At 54.3% G+C, this 20196-nt stretch carries 19 protein-coding genes; 15 read left to right on the forward strand and 4 right to left on the reverse strand.

Annotated features, from left to right (window positions below; genetic code table 11):
• Position 1: 1 nt before the first annotated feature.
• The 3 genes from rbsA to kup all read right to left on the reverse strand — a co-directional run bounded on the left by rbsA (position 2) and on the right by kup (position 3991).
• A complete protein-coding gene (gene rbsA / locus ACR809_RS25340; RefSeq protein WP_002882529.1) occupies positions 2 to 1507 on the reverse strand; it encodes a ribose ABC transporter ATP-binding protein RbsA in 1506 nt (501 codons plus the stop codon).
• Positions 1508 to 1517: 10 nt separating this feature from the next.
• Positions 1518 to 1937 carry a D-ribose pyranase gene (gene rbsD, locus ACR809_RS25345; RefSeq protein WP_002882527.1) on the reverse strand — a complete coding sequence of 140 codons (420 nt, stop codon included), beginning with the start codon at positions 1935 to 1937 and terminating at the stop codon, positions 1518 to 1520.
• Between the two features lie 185 nt (positions 1938 to 2122).
• A complete protein-coding gene (gene kup, locus ACR809_RS25350; RefSeq protein WP_002882520.1) occupies positions 2123 to 3991 on the reverse strand; it encodes a low affinity potassium transporter Kup in 1869 nt (622 codons plus the stop codon).
• 217 nt (positions 3992 to 4208) lie between these two features.
• On the opposite strand from kup, the gene ravA reads away from it, so the two are divergent.
• Both ravA and viaA read left to right on the forward strand, forming a co-directional pair.
• Positions 4209 to 5708 carry an ATPase RavA gene (gene ravA / locus ACR809_RS25355; protein ID WP_004151555.1) on the forward strand — a complete coding sequence of 500 codons (1500 nt, stop codon included), beginning with the start codon at positions 4209 to 4211 and terminating at the stop codon, positions 5706 to 5708.
• Positions 5705 to 7153 carry an ATPase RavA stimulator ViaA gene (gene viaA, locus ACR809_RS25360; RefSeq protein ID WP_009308848.1) on the forward strand — a complete coding sequence of 483 codons (1449 nt, stop codon included), beginning with the start codon at positions 5705 to 5707 and terminating at the stop codon, positions 7151 to 7153. The genes ravA and viaA overlap by 4 nt, the downstream gene beginning before the upstream one ends.
• Before the next feature lie 3 nt (positions 7154 to 7156).
• On the opposite strand, the gene asnA is transcribed toward viaA, so the two are convergent.
• Entirely contained in the window at positions 7157 to 8149 is a 993-nt protein-coding gene (asnA, locus tag ACR809_RS25365; protein WP_002882514.1) for an aspartate--ammonia ligase, read from the reverse strand.
• A gap of 151 nt (positions 8150 to 8300) precedes the next feature.
• On the opposite strand from asnA, the gene asnC reads away from it, so the two are divergent.
• From asnC to ACR809_RS25430, 13 genes are all read left to right on the forward strand, one after another.
• Positions 8301 to 8759 (forward strand): transcriptional regulator AsnC, encoded by a 459-nt coding sequence (asnC, locus tag ACR809_RS25370; RefSeq protein WP_002882510.1) that lies wholly within the window; start codon positions 8301 to 8303, stop codon positions 8757 to 8759.
• 99 nt (positions 8760 to 8858) lie between these two features.
• Positions 8859 to 9299: an FMN-binding protein MioC gene (gene mioC / locus ACR809_RS25375; RefSeq protein ID WP_004144988.1), complete on the forward strand. Its 441-nt coding sequence runs from the start codon at positions 8859 to 8861 to the stop codon at positions 9297 to 9299.
• 381 nt (positions 9300 to 9680) lie between these two features.
• Positions 9681 to 11570, forward strand: coding sequence for a tRNA uridine-5-carboxymethylaminomethyl(34) synthesis enzyme MnmG (gene mnmG / locus ACR809_RS25380; RefSeq protein WP_122051635.1), 1890 nt, complete (start codon positions 9681 to 9683; stop codon positions 11568 to 11570).
• 115 nt (positions 11571 to 11685) lie between these two features.
• Complete coding sequence (gene rsmG / locus ACR809_RS25385; protein ID WP_004151554.1) at positions 11686 to 12309, forward strand: 16S rRNA (guanine(527)-N(7))-methyltransferase RsmG; 624 nt, start codon at positions 11686 to 11688, stop codon at positions 12307 to 12309.
• A gap of 616 nt (positions 12310 to 12925) precedes the next feature.
• Positions 12926 to 13306 carry a F0F1 ATP synthase subunit I gene (atpI, locus tag ACR809_RS25390; protein ID WP_004144991.1) on the forward strand — a complete coding sequence of 127 codons (381 nt, stop codon included), beginning with the start codon at positions 12926 to 12928 and terminating at the stop codon, positions 13304 to 13306.
• Between the two features lie 7 nt (positions 13307 to 13313).
• Positions 13314 to 14129 (forward strand): F0F1 ATP synthase subunit A, encoded by an 816-nt coding sequence (atpB, locus tag ACR809_RS25395; protein WP_004151552.1) that lies wholly within the window; start codon positions 13314 to 13316, stop codon positions 14127 to 14129.
• A 49-nt stretch (positions 14130 to 14178) separates the two neighbouring features.
• Positions 14179 to 14418: a F0F1 ATP synthase subunit C gene (gene atpE / locus ACR809_RS25400; protein ID WP_000429386.1), complete on the forward strand. Its 240-nt coding sequence runs from the start codon at positions 14179 to 14181 to the stop codon at positions 14416 to 14418.
• Positions 14419 to 14468: 50 nt separating this feature from the next.
• A complete protein-coding gene (gene atpF / locus ACR809_RS25405; protein WP_004107293.1) occupies positions 14469 to 14939 on the forward strand; it encodes a F0F1 ATP synthase subunit B in 471 nt (156 codons plus the stop codon).
• Between the two features lie 14 nt (positions 14940 to 14953).
• On the forward strand, positions 14954 to 15487 hold the full coding sequence (gene atpH / locus ACR809_RS25410; protein ID WP_004144994.1) for a F0F1 ATP synthase subunit delta: 534 nt from the start codon (positions 14954 to 14956) through the stop codon (positions 15485 to 15487).
• 12 nt (positions 15488 to 15499) lie between these two features.
• Positions 15500 to 17041 (forward strand): F0F1 ATP synthase subunit alpha, encoded by a 1542-nt coding sequence (gene atpA / locus ACR809_RS25415; RefSeq protein ID WP_004144995.1) that lies wholly within the window; start codon positions 15500 to 15502, stop codon positions 17039 to 17041.
• A 50-nt stretch (positions 17042 to 17091) separates the two neighbouring features.
• Positions 17092 to 17955, forward strand: coding sequence for a F0F1 ATP synthase subunit gamma (gene atpG / locus ACR809_RS25420; protein ID WP_004144996.1), 864 nt, complete (start codon positions 17092 to 17094; stop codon positions 17953 to 17955).
• A gap of 26 nt (positions 17956 to 17981) precedes the next feature.
• A complete protein-coding gene (gene atpD / locus ACR809_RS25425) occupies positions 17982 to 19364 on the forward strand; it encodes a F0F1 ATP synthase subunit beta (RefSeq protein ID WP_004144997.1) in 1383 nt (460 codons plus the stop codon).
• Between the two features lie 20 nt (positions 19365 to 19384).
• The gene (locus ACR809_RS25430; RefSeq protein ID WP_001251971.1) at positions 19385 to 19804 is read left to right on the forward strand and encodes a F0F1 ATP synthase subunit epsilon; all 420 of its coding nucleotides are present in this window, start codon (positions 19385 to 19387) and stop codon (positions 19802 to 19804) included.
• The last annotated feature ends 392 nt before the right edge of the window (positions 19805 to 20196 follow it).

The following is a 20196-nucleotide window of genomic DNA, read 5'->3' on the forward strand; positions in this document are numbered from 1 at the left end:
CTTACTCCTGATTCACACGGTTAAGCTTGCCCACAGCGGCAGCCATCAATACTTCCTGGGTGGCCTGCTCGCGTGTGAATTCACCGCCGAGATGCCCTTCATGCATCACTATGATGCGATCGCTCATGCCCAACACTTCCGGCATCTCGGAGGAGACCAGAATGATGCTCAGGCCGTCGGCTTTGAACTGGTTGATGAGCTGGTAGATCTCTTTCTTCGCCCCGACGTCGACGCCGCGGGTCGGTTCATCGAGGATCAGCACCTTCGGCCGGGTCATCAGCCCGCGGGCGATGGCGACCTTTTGCTGGTTGCCGCCGGAGAGCAGGCCGATCGCCTGCTCCATGGACGGCGTTTTCACGTTAAACAGGCGGATGAAATCACTCACCGCCTGCTGTTCATCTTTATGCTTAAGACTACCGCCCGCCCGGCTGAAATAGCGCAGCGCCGTCAGGGACATGTTTTCTTTTACCGACATCCCGAGAACCAGACCATCGCGCTTACGGTCTTCGGAGATATAGACAATGCCGTTCGCCAGACCATCCTGCGGCGAACGGGTCACCACTTCGCGGCCATCGAGCGTCACGGAACCGCTGCTGCGCGGCAGCGCGCCGTACAGCACTTTCATCAGTTCGGTCCGCCCGGCGCCCATCAGCCCGGCAACGCCGAGGATCTCCCCCTGGCGCAGGGTAAAGGTCACGTTATCCACCCCCGGGCCGCAGAGGTTGTCGACCTTCAGGCGCACCGCGCCGGGCGCCTTATCGAGGTGGGGATATTGGTCTTCCAGCTTACGGCCGACCATCATCTCGATAAGTCGGTCCTCATCCAGCGACGAGACCTCGCGCTCGGCGATAAACTGCCCGTCACGAAAGACCGTCACGTCGTCGCAAATCTCGAAGATCTCTTTCATACGGTGGGAGATATAGACGATACCGCGCCCCTGCGACTTCAGTTCGCGGATGACGCGGAACAGCGATTCGGTTTCGGTATCGGTCAGCGCATCGGTCGGTTCATCCATAATGATGACTTTCGATTCGAAGCTCAGCACTTTGGCGATCTCCACCATTTGCTGATCGCCAATCGATAGATCGCCCACCAGTTTCTGGCTGGTAAAGCGGAGATTCAGCTTTGCCAACAGCTTGTCGGCTTCGGCATACATCTGCTTCCAGTCGATTTTGCCAAAACGGTTAACGAACTCGCGGCCAAGGAAGATGTTCTCGGCGATCGTCAACTGAGGGATCAGGTTCAGTTCCTGATGGATAATGCCGATCCCGGCTTCCTGGGAGGATTTTGGGCCGTTAAAGGTCGTCTCTTTGCCTAACCACAGCAAAGAGCCGGCATCACGGGTGTAGATCCCGGTCAACACCTTCATCATAGTGGACTTGCCGGCGCCATTTTCCCCTACCAGCGCCATCACCCGGCCGGCATAGACATTCAGCGCCGCGCCGGAGAGCGCCTTGACGCCAGGGAACGCTTTGTCGATCCCTTTCAGTTGCAATAAGGCTTCCATGACGGCGACCTCAGAACGTGACGCCGGCACAGAGAATGATATTCGCAAACGGGGAACACTCCCCGCTGCGAATTACCGCCTGACTGTCTGCGGTTTGTTTTTTGAACTGCTCATGGCTGGTGTAACGAATTTCAATGGTATTTCCCTGGTGCTGCTGCAGCTGCTCGAGGTGAGTGAGCAACGTCGCGTGGAGCTGCGGATTATGGGTTTTAATCTCTTCCGCGATGACAGCCGCTTCAACCTGCATTTCCGTCGTCACCACTTCCAGCACCTGCATAAATGAAGGTACGCCCTGAGTCAGCGCCATATCAATGCGCGTGCTGCTGCGGGGAACCGGTAATCCGGCATCGCAGACCACCAGCGTATCGGTGTGGCCCAGGCGGGAAATGACCGCGGAAATATCAGCGTTAAGTACGGTGCCTTTTTTCATTTTTTCTCTTTTGCTCCACTAGCGAAACGTTTCGCTAAAATAATTATTATCAATGTGTGAGCAGAAAACCATCACCAGAAGAGAGAAATGTGATCGCCATCGAAACGTTTCGCGAGGCAGCGACAGGACATAACAACCGGAGTGAGAAACAAAAAGCCCTTCGCAATGGAAGGGCTTTTTTGACATCAGATTTCGACCTGGGTACCGAGCTCGATAACCCGGTTTGGCGGGATCTCAAACTGATCCGGCGCCCGCAGGGCGTTACGCTGCAGCAGCAGATAAAGCTTGCCGCGCAGGCGCAGATACCATGGCCGTTTGCCGATAATCAGCGACTCATGCGACATAAAGAACGAGGTCTCCATCATCCGGCAGCTGAGTCCTTCCAGGCCACAGCGGTGGAACACCTCTTCAACGTTAGGCGTTTCCCGCCAGCCGTAGCTGGCCACCACCCGCCAGAAGGACGGTGACAGCTGCTCAATCTGCACCCGGCGAACGTTATGCACGTAAGGCGCATCTTCGGTACGCAGGGTCAGGAGGATCACTCGCTCATGCAGCACCTTGTTGTGCTTCAGGTTATGCAGCAGGGCAAACGGGATCACGTTCAGGGCGCGGGACATATACACCGCAGTCCCCGGCACACGCACTGGCGGTGACTTCTCCAGCGAAGAGATCATCGCTTCCAGCGAGTTGCCATGCTCGTGCATCCGGCGCAGCAGGCGGAAACGCTCGCTCTTCCAGGTCGTCATCACCGTAAACATCACCATCCCCAGGGACAACGGTAGCCAGCCGCCGGAGACAATCTTATCGAGGTTCGCCGAGAACAGCGGAATATCAATGCACAGGAAGGCCACCAGCATCAGACCGACAAACAGCTTGTTCCAGTGCCAGTTTTTGCGCGCCACGGTCGCCGACAGAATGGAGGTCAGCACCATGGTGCCCGTTACGGCGATACCATACGCCGCCGCCAGGTTAGACGAATGCTCAAAGCTGACGATAACGATGACCACAGAAACGTACAGCAGCCAGTTAATGAACGGAATGTAAATCTGCCCGGACTCCATTTCCGAGGTATGGATAATGCGCATCGGCGACAGATAGCCCAGACGCACTGCCTGACGGGTCAGGGAGAAGACCCCGGAAATCACTGCCTGGGAGGCGATAACCGTCGCCAGCGTGGCGATAATCAGCATCGGGATCAGCGCCCACTCAGGCGCCAGCAGGAAGAACGGGTTTTTAATCGCTTCCGGGTGCTTCAGCAGCAGCGCGCCCTGGCCAAAATAGTTCAGCACCAACGAGGGCAGCACGACGGAGAACCAGGCAACGCGGATCGGCAGTTTGCCGAAGTGGCCCATATCGGCGTACAGCGCTTCCACCCCGGTAATCGACAGCACCACCGCGCCAAGCGCAATAAAGGAAACGGTCTTGTATTGCAGGAAGAAGTGCACAGCCCAGTAGGGGTTCAGCGCCTGCAGAACTTCCGGATTAGCGTAAATGCTTCGCGCGCCCAGCACCGCCAGCAACAGGAACCAGATCAGCATAATCGGCGCAAACAGCTTGCCGACCATGCCAGTCCCGTGCTTCTGGATCACAAACAGCAGGGTGAGCACGATAATGGAGATAGGGACAATCCAGGTATCGAGCTGCGGGGCGATAATTTCTAACCCCTCTATCGCCGACATTACCGAAATCGCCGGGGTAATCACCACTTCGCCATAGAAGAAACTGCCGCCGATAAGGCCGAGGATCACCAGCACGGAGGTCATTCTGGCCGAAGTATTACGTCCGGCCAGCGACATCAGCGTTAAGATCCCGCCTTCCCCGGCGTTATCCGCCCGCATCACGAAGGTGATGTATTTAATCGATACGGTAAAGATTAACAGCCAGAAAATCAGCGACAAAAAGCCAAAAACGGCATCGCGCTCTACGCCAAAGCCAAACTGACCTGACAGGCATTCGCGCAGGGTATACAGTGGACTGGTACCGATATCGCCGTACACCACGCCGATGGCCGCCAGCGTTAACGCCGGCAACGATTGTTTATTATCAGTGCTCATAGACTAGTCTTTTCGTTTATAAAACAAATGTGTGCCTAGTCCCTTGGCCCACAAAAAGCGCACAGTATGCACGATTATTTGTGAAATCGTACCCCTAACAGACACCATATTAACCTGGCTCAAAAAAAATAAATCGATTCTTCAGGCTATTACCGCCCCGGCTCTAACATCTATACTCGTCCCAATAACGATACATGACAAAGCACGCAACTCAATTATGGCTCAAACACATTTACTGGCTGAAAGAATTTCCCGGCTCAGCGCGGCACTCGAAAAAGGACTCTTTGAACGCAGCCACGCGATACGCCTCTGCCTGCTGGCGGCGCTCAGCGGCGAGAGCGTTTTTTTGCTTGGTCCACCGGGGATCGCCAAAAGCCTGATTGCCCGCCGCCTCAAATTCGCCTTCCAGCAGGCGCGCGCTTTTGAATATCTGATGACCCGCTTCTCTACCCCGGAAGAGGTTTTTGGGCCACTGTCCATTCAGGCGCTGAAAGATGAAGGCCGTTACGAACGTTTAACCGCCGGCTACCTGCCGGAAGCGGAAATCGTGTTTCTCGATGAAATATGGAAAGCAGGTCCGGCTATCCTCAACACCCTACTGACGGCGATTAACGAACGTCACTTCCGCAATGGCGCGCATGAAGAGAAAATCCCAATGCGCCTGCTGGTGGCCGCGTCGAACGAACTCCCGGAAGCCGACAGCAGCCTGGAAGCGTTGTATGACCGAATGCTGATCCGTCTATGGCTTGATAAAGTGCAGGATAAAGGTAATTTCCGTTCGATGCTGGTCAGCCAGCAGGATGAAAACAGCAATCCAGTGCCCAGCGCGCTGCAGGTGAGCGACGAGGAATTTACCCAATGGCAGCAGCAGATCGGCAATATTAAACTGCCGGATGCGGTGTTTGAGCTGATATTCCAGCTCCGCCAGCAGCTGGACGCCCTGCCAAATGCCCCCTACGTCTCGGATCGCCGCTGGAAAAAGGCTATTCGCCTGCTGCAGGCCAGCGCCTTCTTCAGCGGCCGCGACAGCATCGCGCCGATTGACCTTATCCTGCTGAAAGATTGTCTGTGGCACAACGTCGAAAGTATGAACCTGATGTCGCAGCAGCTGGAAACGCTCATGACCTGTCACGCCTGGCAACAGCAGGCGATGCTGACGCGGTTGGGGGCGATTGTGCAGCGACGCATTCAGATCCAACAACAGCAAAGCGACAAAACGGCGCTGAAGGTCACCCGCCTTGGCGGGATGTTTAGCCGCAAACCGCACTATGAACTGCCGGCGGAGATCCAGGGGACCACCCTGACGCTGCTGCTGCAGCAGCCGCTCAAACTTCACGATATGGAAGTGATCCACATTACTTTTGAACGCGAGGCGTTAGCCAACTGGCTGGAAAAGGGCGGCGAGATCCGCGGTAAGCTCAACGGGATCGGCTTTGCCCAACTACTCAATATGGATGTCGACACCAGCCAGCATCTGGTCGTCCGCGATGTGAGCCTGCAGGGCTCACGCCTCGCGCTGCCCGGCAGCGCAGCGCAGGAGAATATGCCGGCGGAAATTCGCCAGCAGCTGGAAGCGCTGGATGATGAGTGGCACCAGCAACACAACCGCTTCAGCGAGCAGCAAAAGTGCCTGTTTATCCCGGTCGAATGGCTGGGAAGAATCGAAGCCAGCCTGCAGGACGTCGGCGCGCAGATTAAACAGGCGAAGCAGCCATGACGCTCGATATGCTGAATGTCATGCTGGCAGTCAGCGAAGAGGGAATGATCGAGGAGATGCTGCTGGCGCTGTTGGCCTCTCCTCAGCTGGCGGTGTTCTTTGAAAAATTTCCCCGCCTGAAAAACATCATCGCGGCGGATATTCCGCGCTGGCGGGAAGCCGTTCGCGCCCGCTTAAAAGAAGTTAACATCCCGCCGGATCTGGACGCCGAAGTGCAAACCTATCAGCAGGCTCAGCTGCTCTCTACCTCGCAGTTTATCGTCCAGCTCCCGCAAATTCTCGGCAAACTGCACCAGCTCCAGTCCCCTTTTTCCGCCCAGGCGCAGAAGCTGGTGGATGACAATGCCACCTTTACCCCGGCGCTGCATACGCTGTTTTTACAGCGCTGGCGCCTGAGCCTGGTGGTGCAAGCCACCAGCCTTAACCAGCAGCTGCTGGACGAGGAGCGCGACCAGTTGCTCAGTGAGGTCCAGGAACGAATGACGCTCAGCGGTCAGCTCGATCCGGTGCTGGCGGAAAATGATACCGCCGCCGGACGCCTGTGGGATATGAGCGCCGGCGAACTAAAACGAGGCGACTACCAGCTGATCGTGCGCTATGGCGATTTTCTTAACCAGCAACCGGAGCTACTGCAACTGGCGGAACAGCTGGGGCGTTCAAGGGAAGCGAAATCCGTGCCGAAGAAAGATGCGCCGATGGAAACCTTCCGCAGCCTGGTACGCGAGCCGGCAACGGTGCCTGAACAGGTCGACGGCCTCCAGCAGAGCGACGACATTCTACGCCTGCTGCCGCCGGAGCTGGCGACGCTTGGCATCACGGAGCTGGAGTTTGAATTTTATCGCAAGCTGGTGGAGAAACAGCTGCTCACCTACCGGCTACACGGCGATGCCTGGCGCGAGAAAATTACCGAACGCCCGGTAACGCGGCAGGATTTTGATGAGCAACCGCGCGGGCCGTTCATTGTCTGCGTCGATACGTCAGGATCGATGGGCGGTTTTAACGAACAGTGCGCTAAGGCCTTTTGTCTGGCCCTGATGCGCATCGCGCTGGCCGATAACCGTCGCTGCTTCATTATGCTGTTCTCCAGCGAAGTGGTGCATTACGAGTTGACCAGCGAGAGCGGACTGGAGCAGGCGATCCGTTTCCTGAGCCAGCGTTTTCGCGGCGGCACCGATCTGGCCAGCTGTTTTCGCGCCATTATTGAACGTTTGCAAAACCCGCAGTGGGTGGATGCGGATGCCGTGGTGATCTCCGACTTTATTGCCCAACGGTTGCCGGATGAGGTGATTGCTCAAGTGGGGGAGTTACAGCGTAAGCATCAGCACCGTTTTCACGCGGTGGCGATGTCGGTTCACGGCAAACCCGGCATCATGCGCATCTTCGATCATATCTGGCGCTTTGACACCGGGCTGCGTAGCCGCCTGCTGCGACGCTGGCGGCGCTAATCGTTACAGCAGCGCGGAAACGCTTTCGCGAACCTGCGCTGGCCATACGCCGCACTGCACCTGACCAATATGGTCAAGCTGCAGCAACAGCATCGTCAAACGAGACTGGCCAATGCCGCCGCCGATAGTCTGCGGCATCTCGCCGCGCAGCAGCGCCTGGTGCCACTCCAGTTTCAGGCGATCTTCATCGCCGGTCAGCGCCAGCTGGCGCTTTAGCGCCTCGGCGTCAACGCGGATCCCCATCGAGGAGATCTCGAACGCATCCTCCAGCACCGGGTTCCACACCAGGATATCGCCGTTCAGGCCGGCAAAACCTTCAGAAACCTCAGTACTCCAGTCATCATAATCCGGCGCACGCACGTCGTGGCGCTTGCCATCAGCTAGTTTGCCGCCGATACCAATTAAGAAGACGGCGCCCAGCTCTTTGGCAATAGCCCGCTCACGACCTTTGGCATCAAGCTCCGGATAGCGGCTCAGCAGCTCCTGGCTGTGAACAAAATGGATCTGTTCCGGCAGGAATGGCGTCAGGCCAAACTCCTGGCTGACCGCCAGCTCGGTGGCTTTGATCCCGGCGTAGATCGCCTCGACGGTTGCCTTCAGGGTGCCGACGTGACGCTCTTCATCCCCCATCACGCGCTCCCAGTCCCACTGGTCAACATAGACGGAATGGATAGGCGTCAGACGGTCTTCATCGGGGCGAAGGGCTTTCATGTGCGTGTACAGCCCTTCGCCCGCGCTGAAGTCGTGTTGTCCCAGGGTTTGACGCTTCCACTTCGCCAGCGAATGAACCACTTCGAACTGGGCGTCGGGCAGTGTTTTCACTTTTACCTGAACCGCTTTCTCGCAGCCGGACAAGTTATCCTGCGTCCCATCGCCCACGCGGCTTAAGATTGGCGCCTGGACTTCAATCAGGCCAAGCTTCTCTTCCAGCTGACGGGAAAAGTGAGATTTAACGAAACTGATCTGGCGTTGTTTTGCGATATATGCGGTTTTCATTTTTATGACTCCTGCGTCCTGTTGCCATTGATTAAGCAACAAAACAGGGCGGCAATACAATAATCAATCAATAAAAAGGCGCATCAACTTTTAATTCATTAAAATATAGCGCTAAAATAGTAAGAACCCTCAAACTTCATAAGAAAAAGATATGGAAAATTATCAGATCGACAATCTGGACCGCGGCATTCTTGATGCGCTGATGGCCAACGCCCGTACCGCCTATGCCGAACTGGCCAAACAGTTCAGCGTCAGCCCGGGCACCATTCACGTGCGCGTCGAAAAGATGAAGCAGGCGGGTATCATTACCGGCGCGCGCATTGACGTCAGCCCCAAGCAGCTGGGCTACGACGTCGGTTGCTTCATCGGCATTATTTTAAAAAGCGCCAAAGACTATCCCTCCGCCCTCGCCCGCCTGGAAAGTCTGGAGGAGGTCACCGAGGCTTACTACACCACCGGCCACTACAGCATCTTTATTAAGGTGATGTGTAAATCCATCGATGCTCTGCAGCAGGTACTTATCAACAAGATCCAAACAATCGATGAAATTCAGTCCACTGAAACTCTGATCGTGCTGCAGAACCCGATCATGCGCACCATCAAGCCCTGATCGCTTTTTTTAATCCCACATTTTTCCACAGGTAGATCCCAGCTCGCTCACAGCGTACAATACGCCACTCTGAACAGTTGAGCGGGCGATCGGCGATCTATGGCAGACATTACACTTATCAGCGGCAGCACCCTGGGCAGTGCGGAATATGTAGCAGAGCATCTGGCGGAAAAGCTGGAAGAAGCCGGCTATAGCACTGAAATCCAGCACGGTCCGCTGGTGGACGATCTGCAGGCGCAAGGGATCTGGTTAATTATCTCTTCCACCCATGGCGCCGGCGACATTCCCGACAACCTGGTTCCCTTCTATGACGCGCTGCAGGAGAAGCAGGCCGATCTTTCCGCCGTGCGCTTTGGCGCTATAGGGATCGGCAGCCGCGAATACGACACCTTTTGCGGCGCGATCGATAAATTAGAAGCGGCGCTGAAGGCCTGCGGGGCAAAACAGATCGGTGAGACGCTGAAGATCAACGTCCTTGAACACGAAATTCCGGAGGATCCAGCGGAAATCTGGCTGGGATCCTGGAAAAATTTGCTCTGAGAATTGTAAAGATCGCCCGATCTTCTGTGGATAACCATGCTTAAAAGCTTGGATCAACCGGTAGTTATCCAAAGAATAACCGTAGTATGGTTTTTGAGCTGTGCATAACCCTTCATTCTGATCCCAGCTTATACGGACCAGGATCACCGATCATTCACAGATAGTGATCCTTCTTAAGCTTTTGATCTTACTTCGCGGATCCGACTTATCCACAAAGAGAGTCGATCCTAATAAGAGATCACAATAGAACAGATCTCTATATAAAGATCTTCTTTTTAATACTCAGGATCCCGGAGTCTTTCTCGAAAGACGAAAGTTGAGTAGAATCCACGGCCCGGGCTTCAATCCATTTTCATACCGCTTTATGCGAGGCAGACCACCATGTTTTATCAGGATCCTTTTGACGTCATTATCATTGGCGGGGGTCATGCAGGCACTGAGGCCGCAATGGCCGCAGCGCGTATGGGTCAACAAACCCTGCTTTTGACACACAATATCGACACGCTGGGGCAAATGAGTTGCAACCCGGCGATTGGCGGCATTGGGAAAGGACACCTGGTAAAAGAAGTGGATGCGCTCGGCGGTTTGATGGCCAAAGCGATCGATCAGGCGGGTATTCAGTTTAGGATACTAAACGCCAGCAAAGGACCGGCAGTGCGCGCCACCCGCGCCCAGGCTGACCGCGTGCTTTATCGTCAGGCAGTACGTACCGCGCTGGAGAACCAGCCGAACCTGATGATCTTCCAGCAGGCGGTTGAAGATCTGATTGTCGAAAACGATCGCGTCGTGGGCGCCGTCACCCAGATGGGCCTCAAATTCCGCGCTAAAGCGGTAGTGCTGACCGTCGGGACCTTCCTTGACGGCAAAATCCATATTGGTCTGGACAACTACAGCGGCGGCCGCGCCGGCGATCCGCCGTCTATCCCGCTGTCTCGTCGTCTGCGTGAATTGCCTCTGCGCGTAAGTCGTCTGAAAACCGGTACTCCGCCGCGTATTGACGCGCGCACCATCGATTTCAGCGTGCTGGCGCAGCAGCATGGCGATAACCCGATGCCGGTCTTCTCGTTCATGGGATCCGCGGATCAGCATCCGCGCCAGGTACCGTGCTATATCACCCACACTAACGAGAAAACCCACGATGTGATCCGCAATAACCTCGATCGCAGTCCTATGTACGCCGGAGTGATCGAAGGGATCGGACCTCGCTATTGCCCGTCGATCGAAGACAAAGTCATGCGCTTTGCCGATCGCAACCAGCATCAGATCTTTCTCGAGCCGGAAGGACTGACCTCAAACGAAATTTATCCGAACGGTATATCCACCAGCCTACCGTTTGATGTGCAAATGCAAATCGTCCGCTCGATGCAGGGGATGGAGAATGCGCGGATCGTCCGTCCAGGCTACGCTATTGAGTACGATTTCTTCGACCCGCGCGATCTGAAGCCAACGCTTGAGAGCAAATTTATTCAGGGTCTGTTCTTCGCCGGCCAAATCAACGGTACCACCGGTTATGAAGAGGCGGCGGCTCAGGGGCTGCTGGCCGGACTTAACGCCGCCCGCTTCTCTGCGGAAAAAGAGGGCTGGGCGCCGCGTCGCGATCAGGCTTACCTCGGCGTGCTGGTAGATGACCTCTGCACCCTGGGTACCAAAGAACCGTACCGCATGTTTACTTCCCGCGCTGAATATCGTCTGATGCTGCGCGAAGACAACGCCGATTTGCGTTTGACCGAACAGGGGCACGAGCTGGGTCTGGTGGATGACGAACGCTGGGCGCGCTACAACGAGAAGCTGGAAAGCATCGAACGTGAACGCCAGCGTCTGAAATCCACCTGGGTGAATCCGCAGGCAGAGAGCGCCAACGAAGTGAACGCTCACCTGACCGCGCCGTTGTCGCGTGAAGCTAGCGGCGAAGATCTGCTGCGTCGTCCGGAAATGACCTACGAACAGCTGGTTCAACTCTCGCCATTCACCCCGGGACTGGAAGATCGTCAGGCGGCTGAACAGGTAGAGATCCAGGTGAAGTATGAGGGCTATATCGCGCGCCAGCAGGATGAGATTGAGAAACAACAGCGCAATGAGAATACCTTGCTGCCAGCGACCCTCGACTACCGCCAGGTCACTGGGCTGTCTAACGAGGTGATTGCCAAACTGAACGACCATAAACCGTCGTCGATAGGGCAGGCGTCACGTATCTCTGGGATCACCCCGGCGGCGATCTCTATTTTGCTGGTTTGGCTGAAAAAGCAGGGGATGCTGCGCCGCAGCGCCTGATTGCGGCTGCCTGCCGCGCTGATTTCCCAGTTGCATAATCAGCGTTCGCCTTTATCATTCATAGCCCGGTAAGCGTTAGCGCCTCCGGGCTCATTATTTTTTGAAGGTACTTACCGTGCTCAACAAACTTTCTCGTCTGCTGGATGAAGCGGGTATTTCGCTCACCGATCACCAGAAAAATCAGCTGGTGGCTTACGTCGGACTGCTCGATAAGTGGAACAAAGCCTATAACCTGACCTCCGTTCGCGATCCGAATGAGATGCTGGTGCGTCATATTCTCGACAGCATCATCGTGGCGCCTTATCTGCAGGGCTCGCGCTTTATCGATGTTGGTACGGGCCCGGGGTTGCCGGGGATCCCGTTGGCCATCGTATGTCCGGAGTCACATTTCACCCTGCTGGACAGCCTTGGCAAGCGCGTGCGCTTCCTGCGTCAGGTGCAGCACGAGCTGAAGCTGGATAACGTCACCCCGGTGCAGAGCCGCGTGGAAGCCTTCCCGGCCGAGCCGCCGTTTGATGGCGTGATAAGCCGCGCTTTCGCATCGCTTAATGATATGGTGAGCTGGTGCCATCATCTGCCGGCAGCGAATGGTCACTTCTATGCGCTCAAAGGGTTAGCGCAAAAAGAAGAAATGGAAAGTCTGCCGGAAGGGTATGACATTGTCGAGGTGATTGAGCTGCATGTTCCTCGGTTGGAAGGGGAGCGGCACCTGGTGGTGATTAAGCCAAAATCGAGTTAATTTTTATCAAAAAATGTGGAAAAAATGTGGCCCGCGCATGTTACAAAAATAAAGGACGTCCCCCGATATTAACGGGCCGCATTTAACCTTGTTTTTACTAAGGCTTTTCTTGCAGTTAACTTAGCGTAAGTGATTCACTGACAAAATAGTCAACTTTGAAAATATCAGGGTGCTAAAAATCGACAATGATGAACAGCATAGTGATGTTAAATTTTTATTATAAATGTCAATAAAAGGTTTTTATTGTATGTGAGGTTGTTTTAGATAATGTCCTCACTTTTTATCTTGAATATCAAAAGCATGAAAAATAGTGTTTTATGTCCTTGATTCATTAAAGGGCGCTTGAAATGTTTATTATGTGATCTGATGCACGCTTTAATTGCCGTGTTTCCTCGTTATTTGCAGTTTTGTATGACCGCTCACAGAACGCTGAAATGCACGGAAAGTTGTCCGTTGGAAAATAATTAAACATTTATTCACTATTTTGCTACTTATTGTTTGAAATCACGGGGCGTCACCGTATAATTTGTCCGCTTTTTGATGCTTGACTCTTCGTCTTAAAGGACGTTTTATACGACACGCGACATACCTCAAAGGGAGCAGGAGTAAAAACGTGATGTCAGTGTCGCTCTTGAGTCGAAACGTTGCTCGCAAGCTTCTGTTTATTCAGTTACTGGCAGTAATGGCAAGTGGACTGCTGTTCAGCCTCAAAGACCCCTTCTGGGGCATTTCCGCTGTATGCGGCGGTTTGGCAGTGGTCTTGCCAAATCTGATGTTTATAATTTTTGCCTGGCGTCATCAGGCGCATACACCAGCAAAAGGCCGTGTGGCCTGGACCTTCGCCTTCGGTGAAGCCTTCAAGGTGTTGCTGACCTTCGCCCTTCTGGCGGTGGCGCTGGCCGTTTTAAAAGTGGTATTTTTGCCACTGATCGTGACGTGGGTTTTGGTGCTGGTGGTACAAGTTCTGGCGCCAGCTGTAATTAACAACAAAGGGTAAAGGCATCATGGCTTCAGAAAATATGACGCCGCAGGATTACATAGGACACCATCTGAACAACCTTCAGTTGGACCTGCGTACATTCTCGCTGGTGGATCCGCACAACCACACAGCCACCTTCTGGACGCTCAACATTGACTCCATGTTCTTCTCGGTGGTTCTCGGTCTGCTGTTCCTTGCCATGTTCCGTAGCGTTGCTAAGAAAGCGACCAGCGGCGTACCAGGGAAATTCCAAACCTTCATCGAAATGATCATCGGCTTCGTCCATGGCAGCGTCAAAGACATGTACCATGGCAAGAGCAAGGTTATCGCGCCGCTGGCGCTGACCGTGTTCGTCTGGGTCTTCCTGATGAACCTGATGGACCTGCTGCCAATCGACCTGCTTCCTTATATCGGCGAACACATTTTCGGCCTGCCAGCACTGCGCGTGGTTCCGTCTGCCGACGTGAACATCACCCTGTCGATGGCGCTTGGCGTGTTCATCCTGATTATTTTCTACAGCATCAAAATGAAAGGCGTTGGTGGGTTCGTTAAAGAACTGACCATGCAGCCGTTCAATCACTGGGCGTTCATTCCTGTCAACTTAATCCTTGAAGGGGTAAGCCTGCTGTCCAAACCGGTCTCTCTCGGTCTGCGACTGTTCGGCAACATGTATGCCGGTGAGCTGATTTTCATTCTGATTGCTGGTCTGTTGCCGTGGTGGTCACAGTGGGTTCTGAATGTGCCTTGGGCCATTTTCCACATCCTGATTATTACGCTGCAAGCCTTCATCTTCATGGTTCTGACGATTGTCTATCTGTCGATGGCATCTGAAGAGCATTGATTTTTTACCAACACTACTACGTTTTAACTGAAACAAACTGGAGACTGTCATGGAAAACCTGAATATGGATCTGCTGTACATGGCTGCCGCTGTGATGATGGGTCTGGCGGCAATCGGTGCTGCGATCGGTATCGGCATCCTCGGAGGTAAATTCCTGGAAGGCGCAGCGCGTCAGCCGGATCTGATCCCTCTGCTGCGTACTCAGTTCTTTATCGTTATGGGTCTGGTGGATGCTATCCCGATGATCGCTGTAGGTCTGGGTCTGTACGTGATGTTCGCCGTCGCGTAGTAAGTTGTTAGAAACCTAAGCCACAGAGTTAATTAAAGAGGTATTGTGCTGTGAACATGAACGCAACAATCCTCGGCCAGGCCATCGCGTTTGTTATCTTCGTATGGTTCTGCATGAAATACGTATGGCCGCCTTTAATGGCTGCCATCGAAAAACGCCAGAAAGAGATTTCTGACGGTTTAGCTTCTGCAGAACGCGCTAAGAAAGATTTGGACCTTGCACAGGCCAACGCGACCGACCAGCTGAAAAAAGCGAAAGCGGAAGCCCAGGTAATCATTGAGCAGGCGAACAAGCGCCGCTCTCAGATTCTGGACGAAGCTAAAGCTGAAGCAGAACAGGAACGCACCAAAATCGTTGCACAAGCGCAGGCTGAAATTGATGCTGAGCGTAAACGTGCACGCGAGGAGCTGCGTAAGCAGGTCGCTATCCTGGCTGTTGCTGGCGCCGAGAAGATCATCGAACGTTCCGTGGATGAAGCTGCTAACAGCGACATCGTGGATAAACTTGTCGCTGAACTGTAAGGAGGGAGGGGCTGATGTCTGAATTTGTAACGGTAGCTCGCCCCTACGCCAAAGCAGCTTTTGACTTTGCCGTCGAACACAACAGTGTTGAACGCTGGCAGGATATGCTGGCGTTTGCCGCCGAAGTGACCAAAAACGACCAAATGGCAGAGCTTCTCTCCGGTGCTTTGGCGCCGGAAACGCTCTCAGAAGCGTTTATCGCTATCTGCGGCGAGCAACTCGACGAAAATGGCCAGAACCTGATTAAGGTGATGGCGGAAAATAATCGTCTGAAGGTGCTCCCGGACGTTCTTGAGCAATTCATTCACCTGCGCGCGGCCAGTGAGGCCATCGCAGAGGTAGAAGTAATATCTGCCAACCAACTGAGTGATGAACAGCTTGCCAGGATCGTCAGCGCGATGGAAAAACGTCTGTCACGCAAAGTTAAGCTGAATTGCAAAATCGATAAGTCTGTTATGGCAGGTATTATCATCCGTGCGGGTGATATGGTCATTGATGGCAGCGTACGCGGCCGTCTTGAGCGCCTTGCAGACGTCTTGCAGTCTTAAGGGGACTGGAGCATGCAACTGAATTCCACCGAAATCAGCGAACTGATCAAGCAGCGCATTGCTCAGTTCAATGTTGTGAGCGAAGCTCATAACGAAGGTACTATTGTTTCTGTAAGTGACGGTGTTATCCGCATCCACGGCCTTGCCGAATGTATGCAGGGCGAGATGATCTCCCTGCCGGGTAACCGTTACGCTATCGCACTGAACCTGGAGCGCGACTCCGTAGGTGCGGTGGTAATGGGTCCGTACGCTGACCTCGCCGAAGGCATGAAGGTGAAATGTACTGGCCGTATCCTGGAAGTTCCGGTAGGCCGTGGCCTGCTGGGCCGCGTGGTTAACACCCTGGGCGCGCCAATTGATGGTAAAGGTCCGCTGGAAAACGACGGTTTCTCCGCCGTTGAAGCGATCGCGCCGGGCGTAATCGAACGTCAGTCCGTCGATCAGCCGGTACAGACCGGTTACAAATCCGTTGACGCCATGATCCCAATCGGTCGTGGTCAGCGTGAACTGATCATCGGCGACCGTCAGACCGGTAAAACTGCGCTGGCTATCGATGCCATCATCAACCAGCGTGATTCCGGCATCAAGTGCGTCTATGTCGCTATCGGTCAGAAAGCGTCCACCATCTCTAACGTGGTGCGTAAACTGGAAGAGCATGGCGCGCTGGCTAACACCATCGTAGTGGTAGCGACTGCATCTGAATCTGCTGCACTGCAATACCTGGCGCCATACGCTGGTTGCGCAATGGGCGAATACTTCCGCGACCGCGGTGAAGATGCGCTGATCGTTTACGATGATCTGTCTAAACAGGCTGTTGCTTATCGCCAGATCTCCCTGCTGCTCCGTCGTCCGCCTGGACGTGAAGCGTTTCCGGGCGACGTATTCTACCTCCACTCTCGTCTGCTGGAGCGTGCTGCGCGTGTTAACGCCGAATACGTTGAAGCCTTCACCAAAGGTGAAGTGAAAGGGAAAACCGGTTCTCTGACCGCGCTGCCGATTATCGAAACGCAGGCGGGTGACGTTTCCGCATTCGTTCCGACCAACGTAATCTCTATTACCGATGGTCAGATCTTCCTGGAAACCAACCTGTTTAACGCCGGTATTCGTCCTGCGGTTAACCCGGGTATCTCCGTATCCCGTGTTGGTGGTGCAGCGCAGACCAAGATCATGAAGAAACTGTCCGGTGGTATCCGTACCGCGCTGGCGCAGTATCGTGAACTGGCGGCGTTCTCCCAGTTTGCATCCGACCTTGACGATGCAACCCGCAAACAGCTGGACCACGGTCAGAAAGTGACCGAGCTGCTGAAACAGAAACAGTATGCGCCGATGTCCGTCGCGCAGCAGTCTCTGGTTCTGTTCGCAGCAGAACGTGGTTACCTGGCTGATGTAGAACTGGCGAAAATCGGTAGCTTCGAAGCCGCTCTGCTGGCTTACGTCGACCGTGATCACGCTCCGCTGATGCAAGAGATTAACCAGTCCGGTGGCTATAACGACGAAATCGAAGGCAAGCTGAAAGGCATCCTCGATTCCTTCAAAGCAACCCAGTCCTGGTAACGTCTGGCGGTCTGTCTTAGGGCAGGCCGCAAGGCATTGAGGAGAAGCTCATGGCCGGCGCAAAAGAGATACGTAGTAAGATCGCAAGCGTCCAGAACACGCAAAAGATCACTAAAGCGATGGAGATGGTCGCCGCTTCCAAAATGCGTAAATCGCAGGAGCGCATGGCGGCCAGCCGTCCTTACGCAGATACTATGCGCAAAGTGATTGGTCACCTTGCGAACGGTAATCTGGAATATAAGCACCCTTACCTGGAAGAACGCGACGTTAAGCGCGTGGGCTACCTGGTGGTGTCGACCGACCGTGGTCTGTGCGGCGGCTTGAACATTAACCTGTTCAAGAAACTGCTGGCGGAAATGAAAGCATGGTCCGATAAAGGCGTTCAGTGCGACCTCGCAATGATCGGCTCTAAGGGCGTTTCTTTCTTTAACTCCGTGGGCGGCAACGTGGTTGCACAGGTGACCGGTATGGGGGATAACCCATCCCTGTCCGAACTGATCGGCCCGGTAAAAGTGATGTTGCAGGCCTATGATGAAGGCCGTCTGGACAAGCTGTACGTTGTCAGCAACAAATTTATTAACACCATGTCTCAGGTTCCGACGATCACTCAGCTGCTGCCGTTACCGGCATCAGAAGATGCTGATCTGAAACGTAAATCCTGGGATTACCTGTATGAGCCCGATCCGAAAGCGCTGCTGGATACCCTCCTGCGCCGCTACGTCGAATCTCAGGTTTATCAGGGCGTGGTTGAAAACCTGGCCAGCGAGCAGGCCGCCCGTATGGTGGCGATGAAAGCCGCGACCGATAATGGCGGCAGCCTGATTAAAGAGCTGCAGTTGGTATACAACAAAGCTCGTCAGGCCAGCATTACTCAGGAACTCACCGAGATCGTCTCGGGGGCCGCCGCGGTTTAACCAGGTTATTTCGTAGAGGATTTAAGATGGCTACTGGAAAGATTGTCCAGGTAATCGGCGCCGTGGTCGACGTCGAGTTCCCTCAGGATGCCGTACCACGCGTGTACGAAGCCCTTGAGGTACAGAATGGTAATGAAGTTCTGGTGCTGGAAGTTCAGCAGCAGCTGGGCGGCGGTATCGTACGTACCATCGCCATGGGTTCTTCTGATGGTCTGCGCCGCGGTCTGGATGTAAAAGACCTCGAGCACCCGATCGAAGTCCCGGTAGGTAAAGCAACGCTGGGTCGTATCATGAACGTACTGGGTCAACCGGTTGACATGAAAGGCGACATCGGCGAAGAAGAGCGTTGGGCTATCCACCGCGCGGCACCGTCCTATGAAGAGCTGTCCAGCTCTCAGGAACTGCTGGAAACCGGCATCAAAGTTATCGACCTGATGTGTCCGTTCGCGAAGGGCGGTAAAGTTGGTCTGTTCGGCGGTGCGGGTGTAGGTAAAACTGTAAACATGATGGAGCTGATCCGTAACATCGCGATCGAGCACTCCGGTTACTCTGTGTTTGCGGGCGTAGGTGAGCGTACTCGTGAGGGTAACGACTTCTACCACGAAATGACCGACTCCAACGTTATCGATAAAGTATCCCTGGTGTACGGCCAGATGAACGAGCCGCCGGGAAACCGTCTGCGTGTTGCGCTGACCGGCCTGACCATGGCTGAGAAATTCCGTGACGAAGGTCGTGACGTACTGCTGTTCGTCGATAACATCTATCGTTACACCCTGGCCGGTACTGAAGTATCCGCGCTGCTGGGTCGTATGCCTTCAGCGGTAGGTTATCAGCCGACCCTGGCGGAAGAGATGGGCGTTCTGCAGGAACGTATCACCTCCACCAAAACCGGTTCTATCACCTCCGTACAGGCGGTATACGTACCGGCGGATGACTTAACTGACCCATCCCCAGCCACTACCTTTGCTCACTTAGATGCAACCGTAGTACTGAGCCGTCAGATCGCATCCCTGGGTATCTACCCGGCCGTTGACCCGCTGGATTCCACCAGCCGTCAGCTGGATCCGCTGGTTGTTGGTCAGGAACACTACGACACCGCGCGTGGCGTTCAGTCCATCCTGCAGCGTTATCAGGAACTGAAAGACATTATCGCCATCCTCGGTATGGACGAACTGTCTGAAGAAGACAAACTGGTGGTAGCTCGCGCGCGTAAGATCCAGCGCTTCCTGTCCCAGCCGTTCTTCGTGGCAGAAGTCTTTACCGGTTCTCCGGGCAAATACGTGGCGCTGAAAGACACCATCCGTGGCTTTAAAGGCATCATGGAAGGCGAATACGATCACCTGCCAGAGCAGGCGTTCTACATGGTCGGTTCCATCGACGAAGCCGTGGAAAAAGCCAAAAAACTTTAACGCCTTAATCGGAGGGTGATATGGCAATGACTTACCACCTGGACGTCGTCAGCGCAGAGCAACAAATGTTCTCTGGTCTGGTCGAAAAAATCCAGGTAACGGGTAGCGAAGGTGAACTGGGTATTTACCCGGGCCACGCGCCGCTGCTCACCGCCATTAAGCCTGGTATGATTCGCATCGTTAAACAGCACGGTCATGAAGAGTTTATCTATCTGTCCGGCGGCATTCTTGAAGTGCAGCCTGGCAGCGTGACCGTCCTGGCGGATACCGCAATTCGCGGTCAGGACCTCGACGAAGCGCGAGCGCTGGAAGCGAAACGCAAAGCGGAAGAGCACATTAAGAGCTCTCACGGCGATGTGGATTACGCTCAGGCGTCTGCGGAACTGGCCAAAGCGATCGCTAAACTGCGCGTTATCGAGTTGACCAAAAAAGCGATGTAACACCGGCTTGAACGTAAAAAGCCAGTCTGGGTTCCAGGCTGGCTTTTTTTATTGCCCGCTGCTGACGAGCGGATGAAGTGAAAACAGTATTCACCCTTAATTGTTATTGATTAGTTAAATGATGAGGCGTAAACTCTTTTTATGTGATGTATATCACAAAAAAGAGCGTTATAAACTGCACCTGCGTCAGGAAATCATCATGAAACTGTTCCATAAAATCATCGCTAAATTTAGCGTCCTGAGCTTCTAAGCTCCGCGCTATCTCGCCCGCTGACACGACGTATCGCCCATCAAAACGACAACACTGGCGATGTGAAACCGGGAAAAGAAGGTCACCTGATAGGTGGCCTTTCGTTTTTTATGGATAGCATCCATCACTTTACCGCCCTCCC

The organism is Klebsiella sp. CD33, from assembly GCF_051992865.1.
Taxonomy (GTDB): Bacteria; Pseudomonadota; Gammaproteobacteria; order Enterobacterales; family Enterobacteriaceae; genus Klebsiella; species Klebsiella pneumoniae.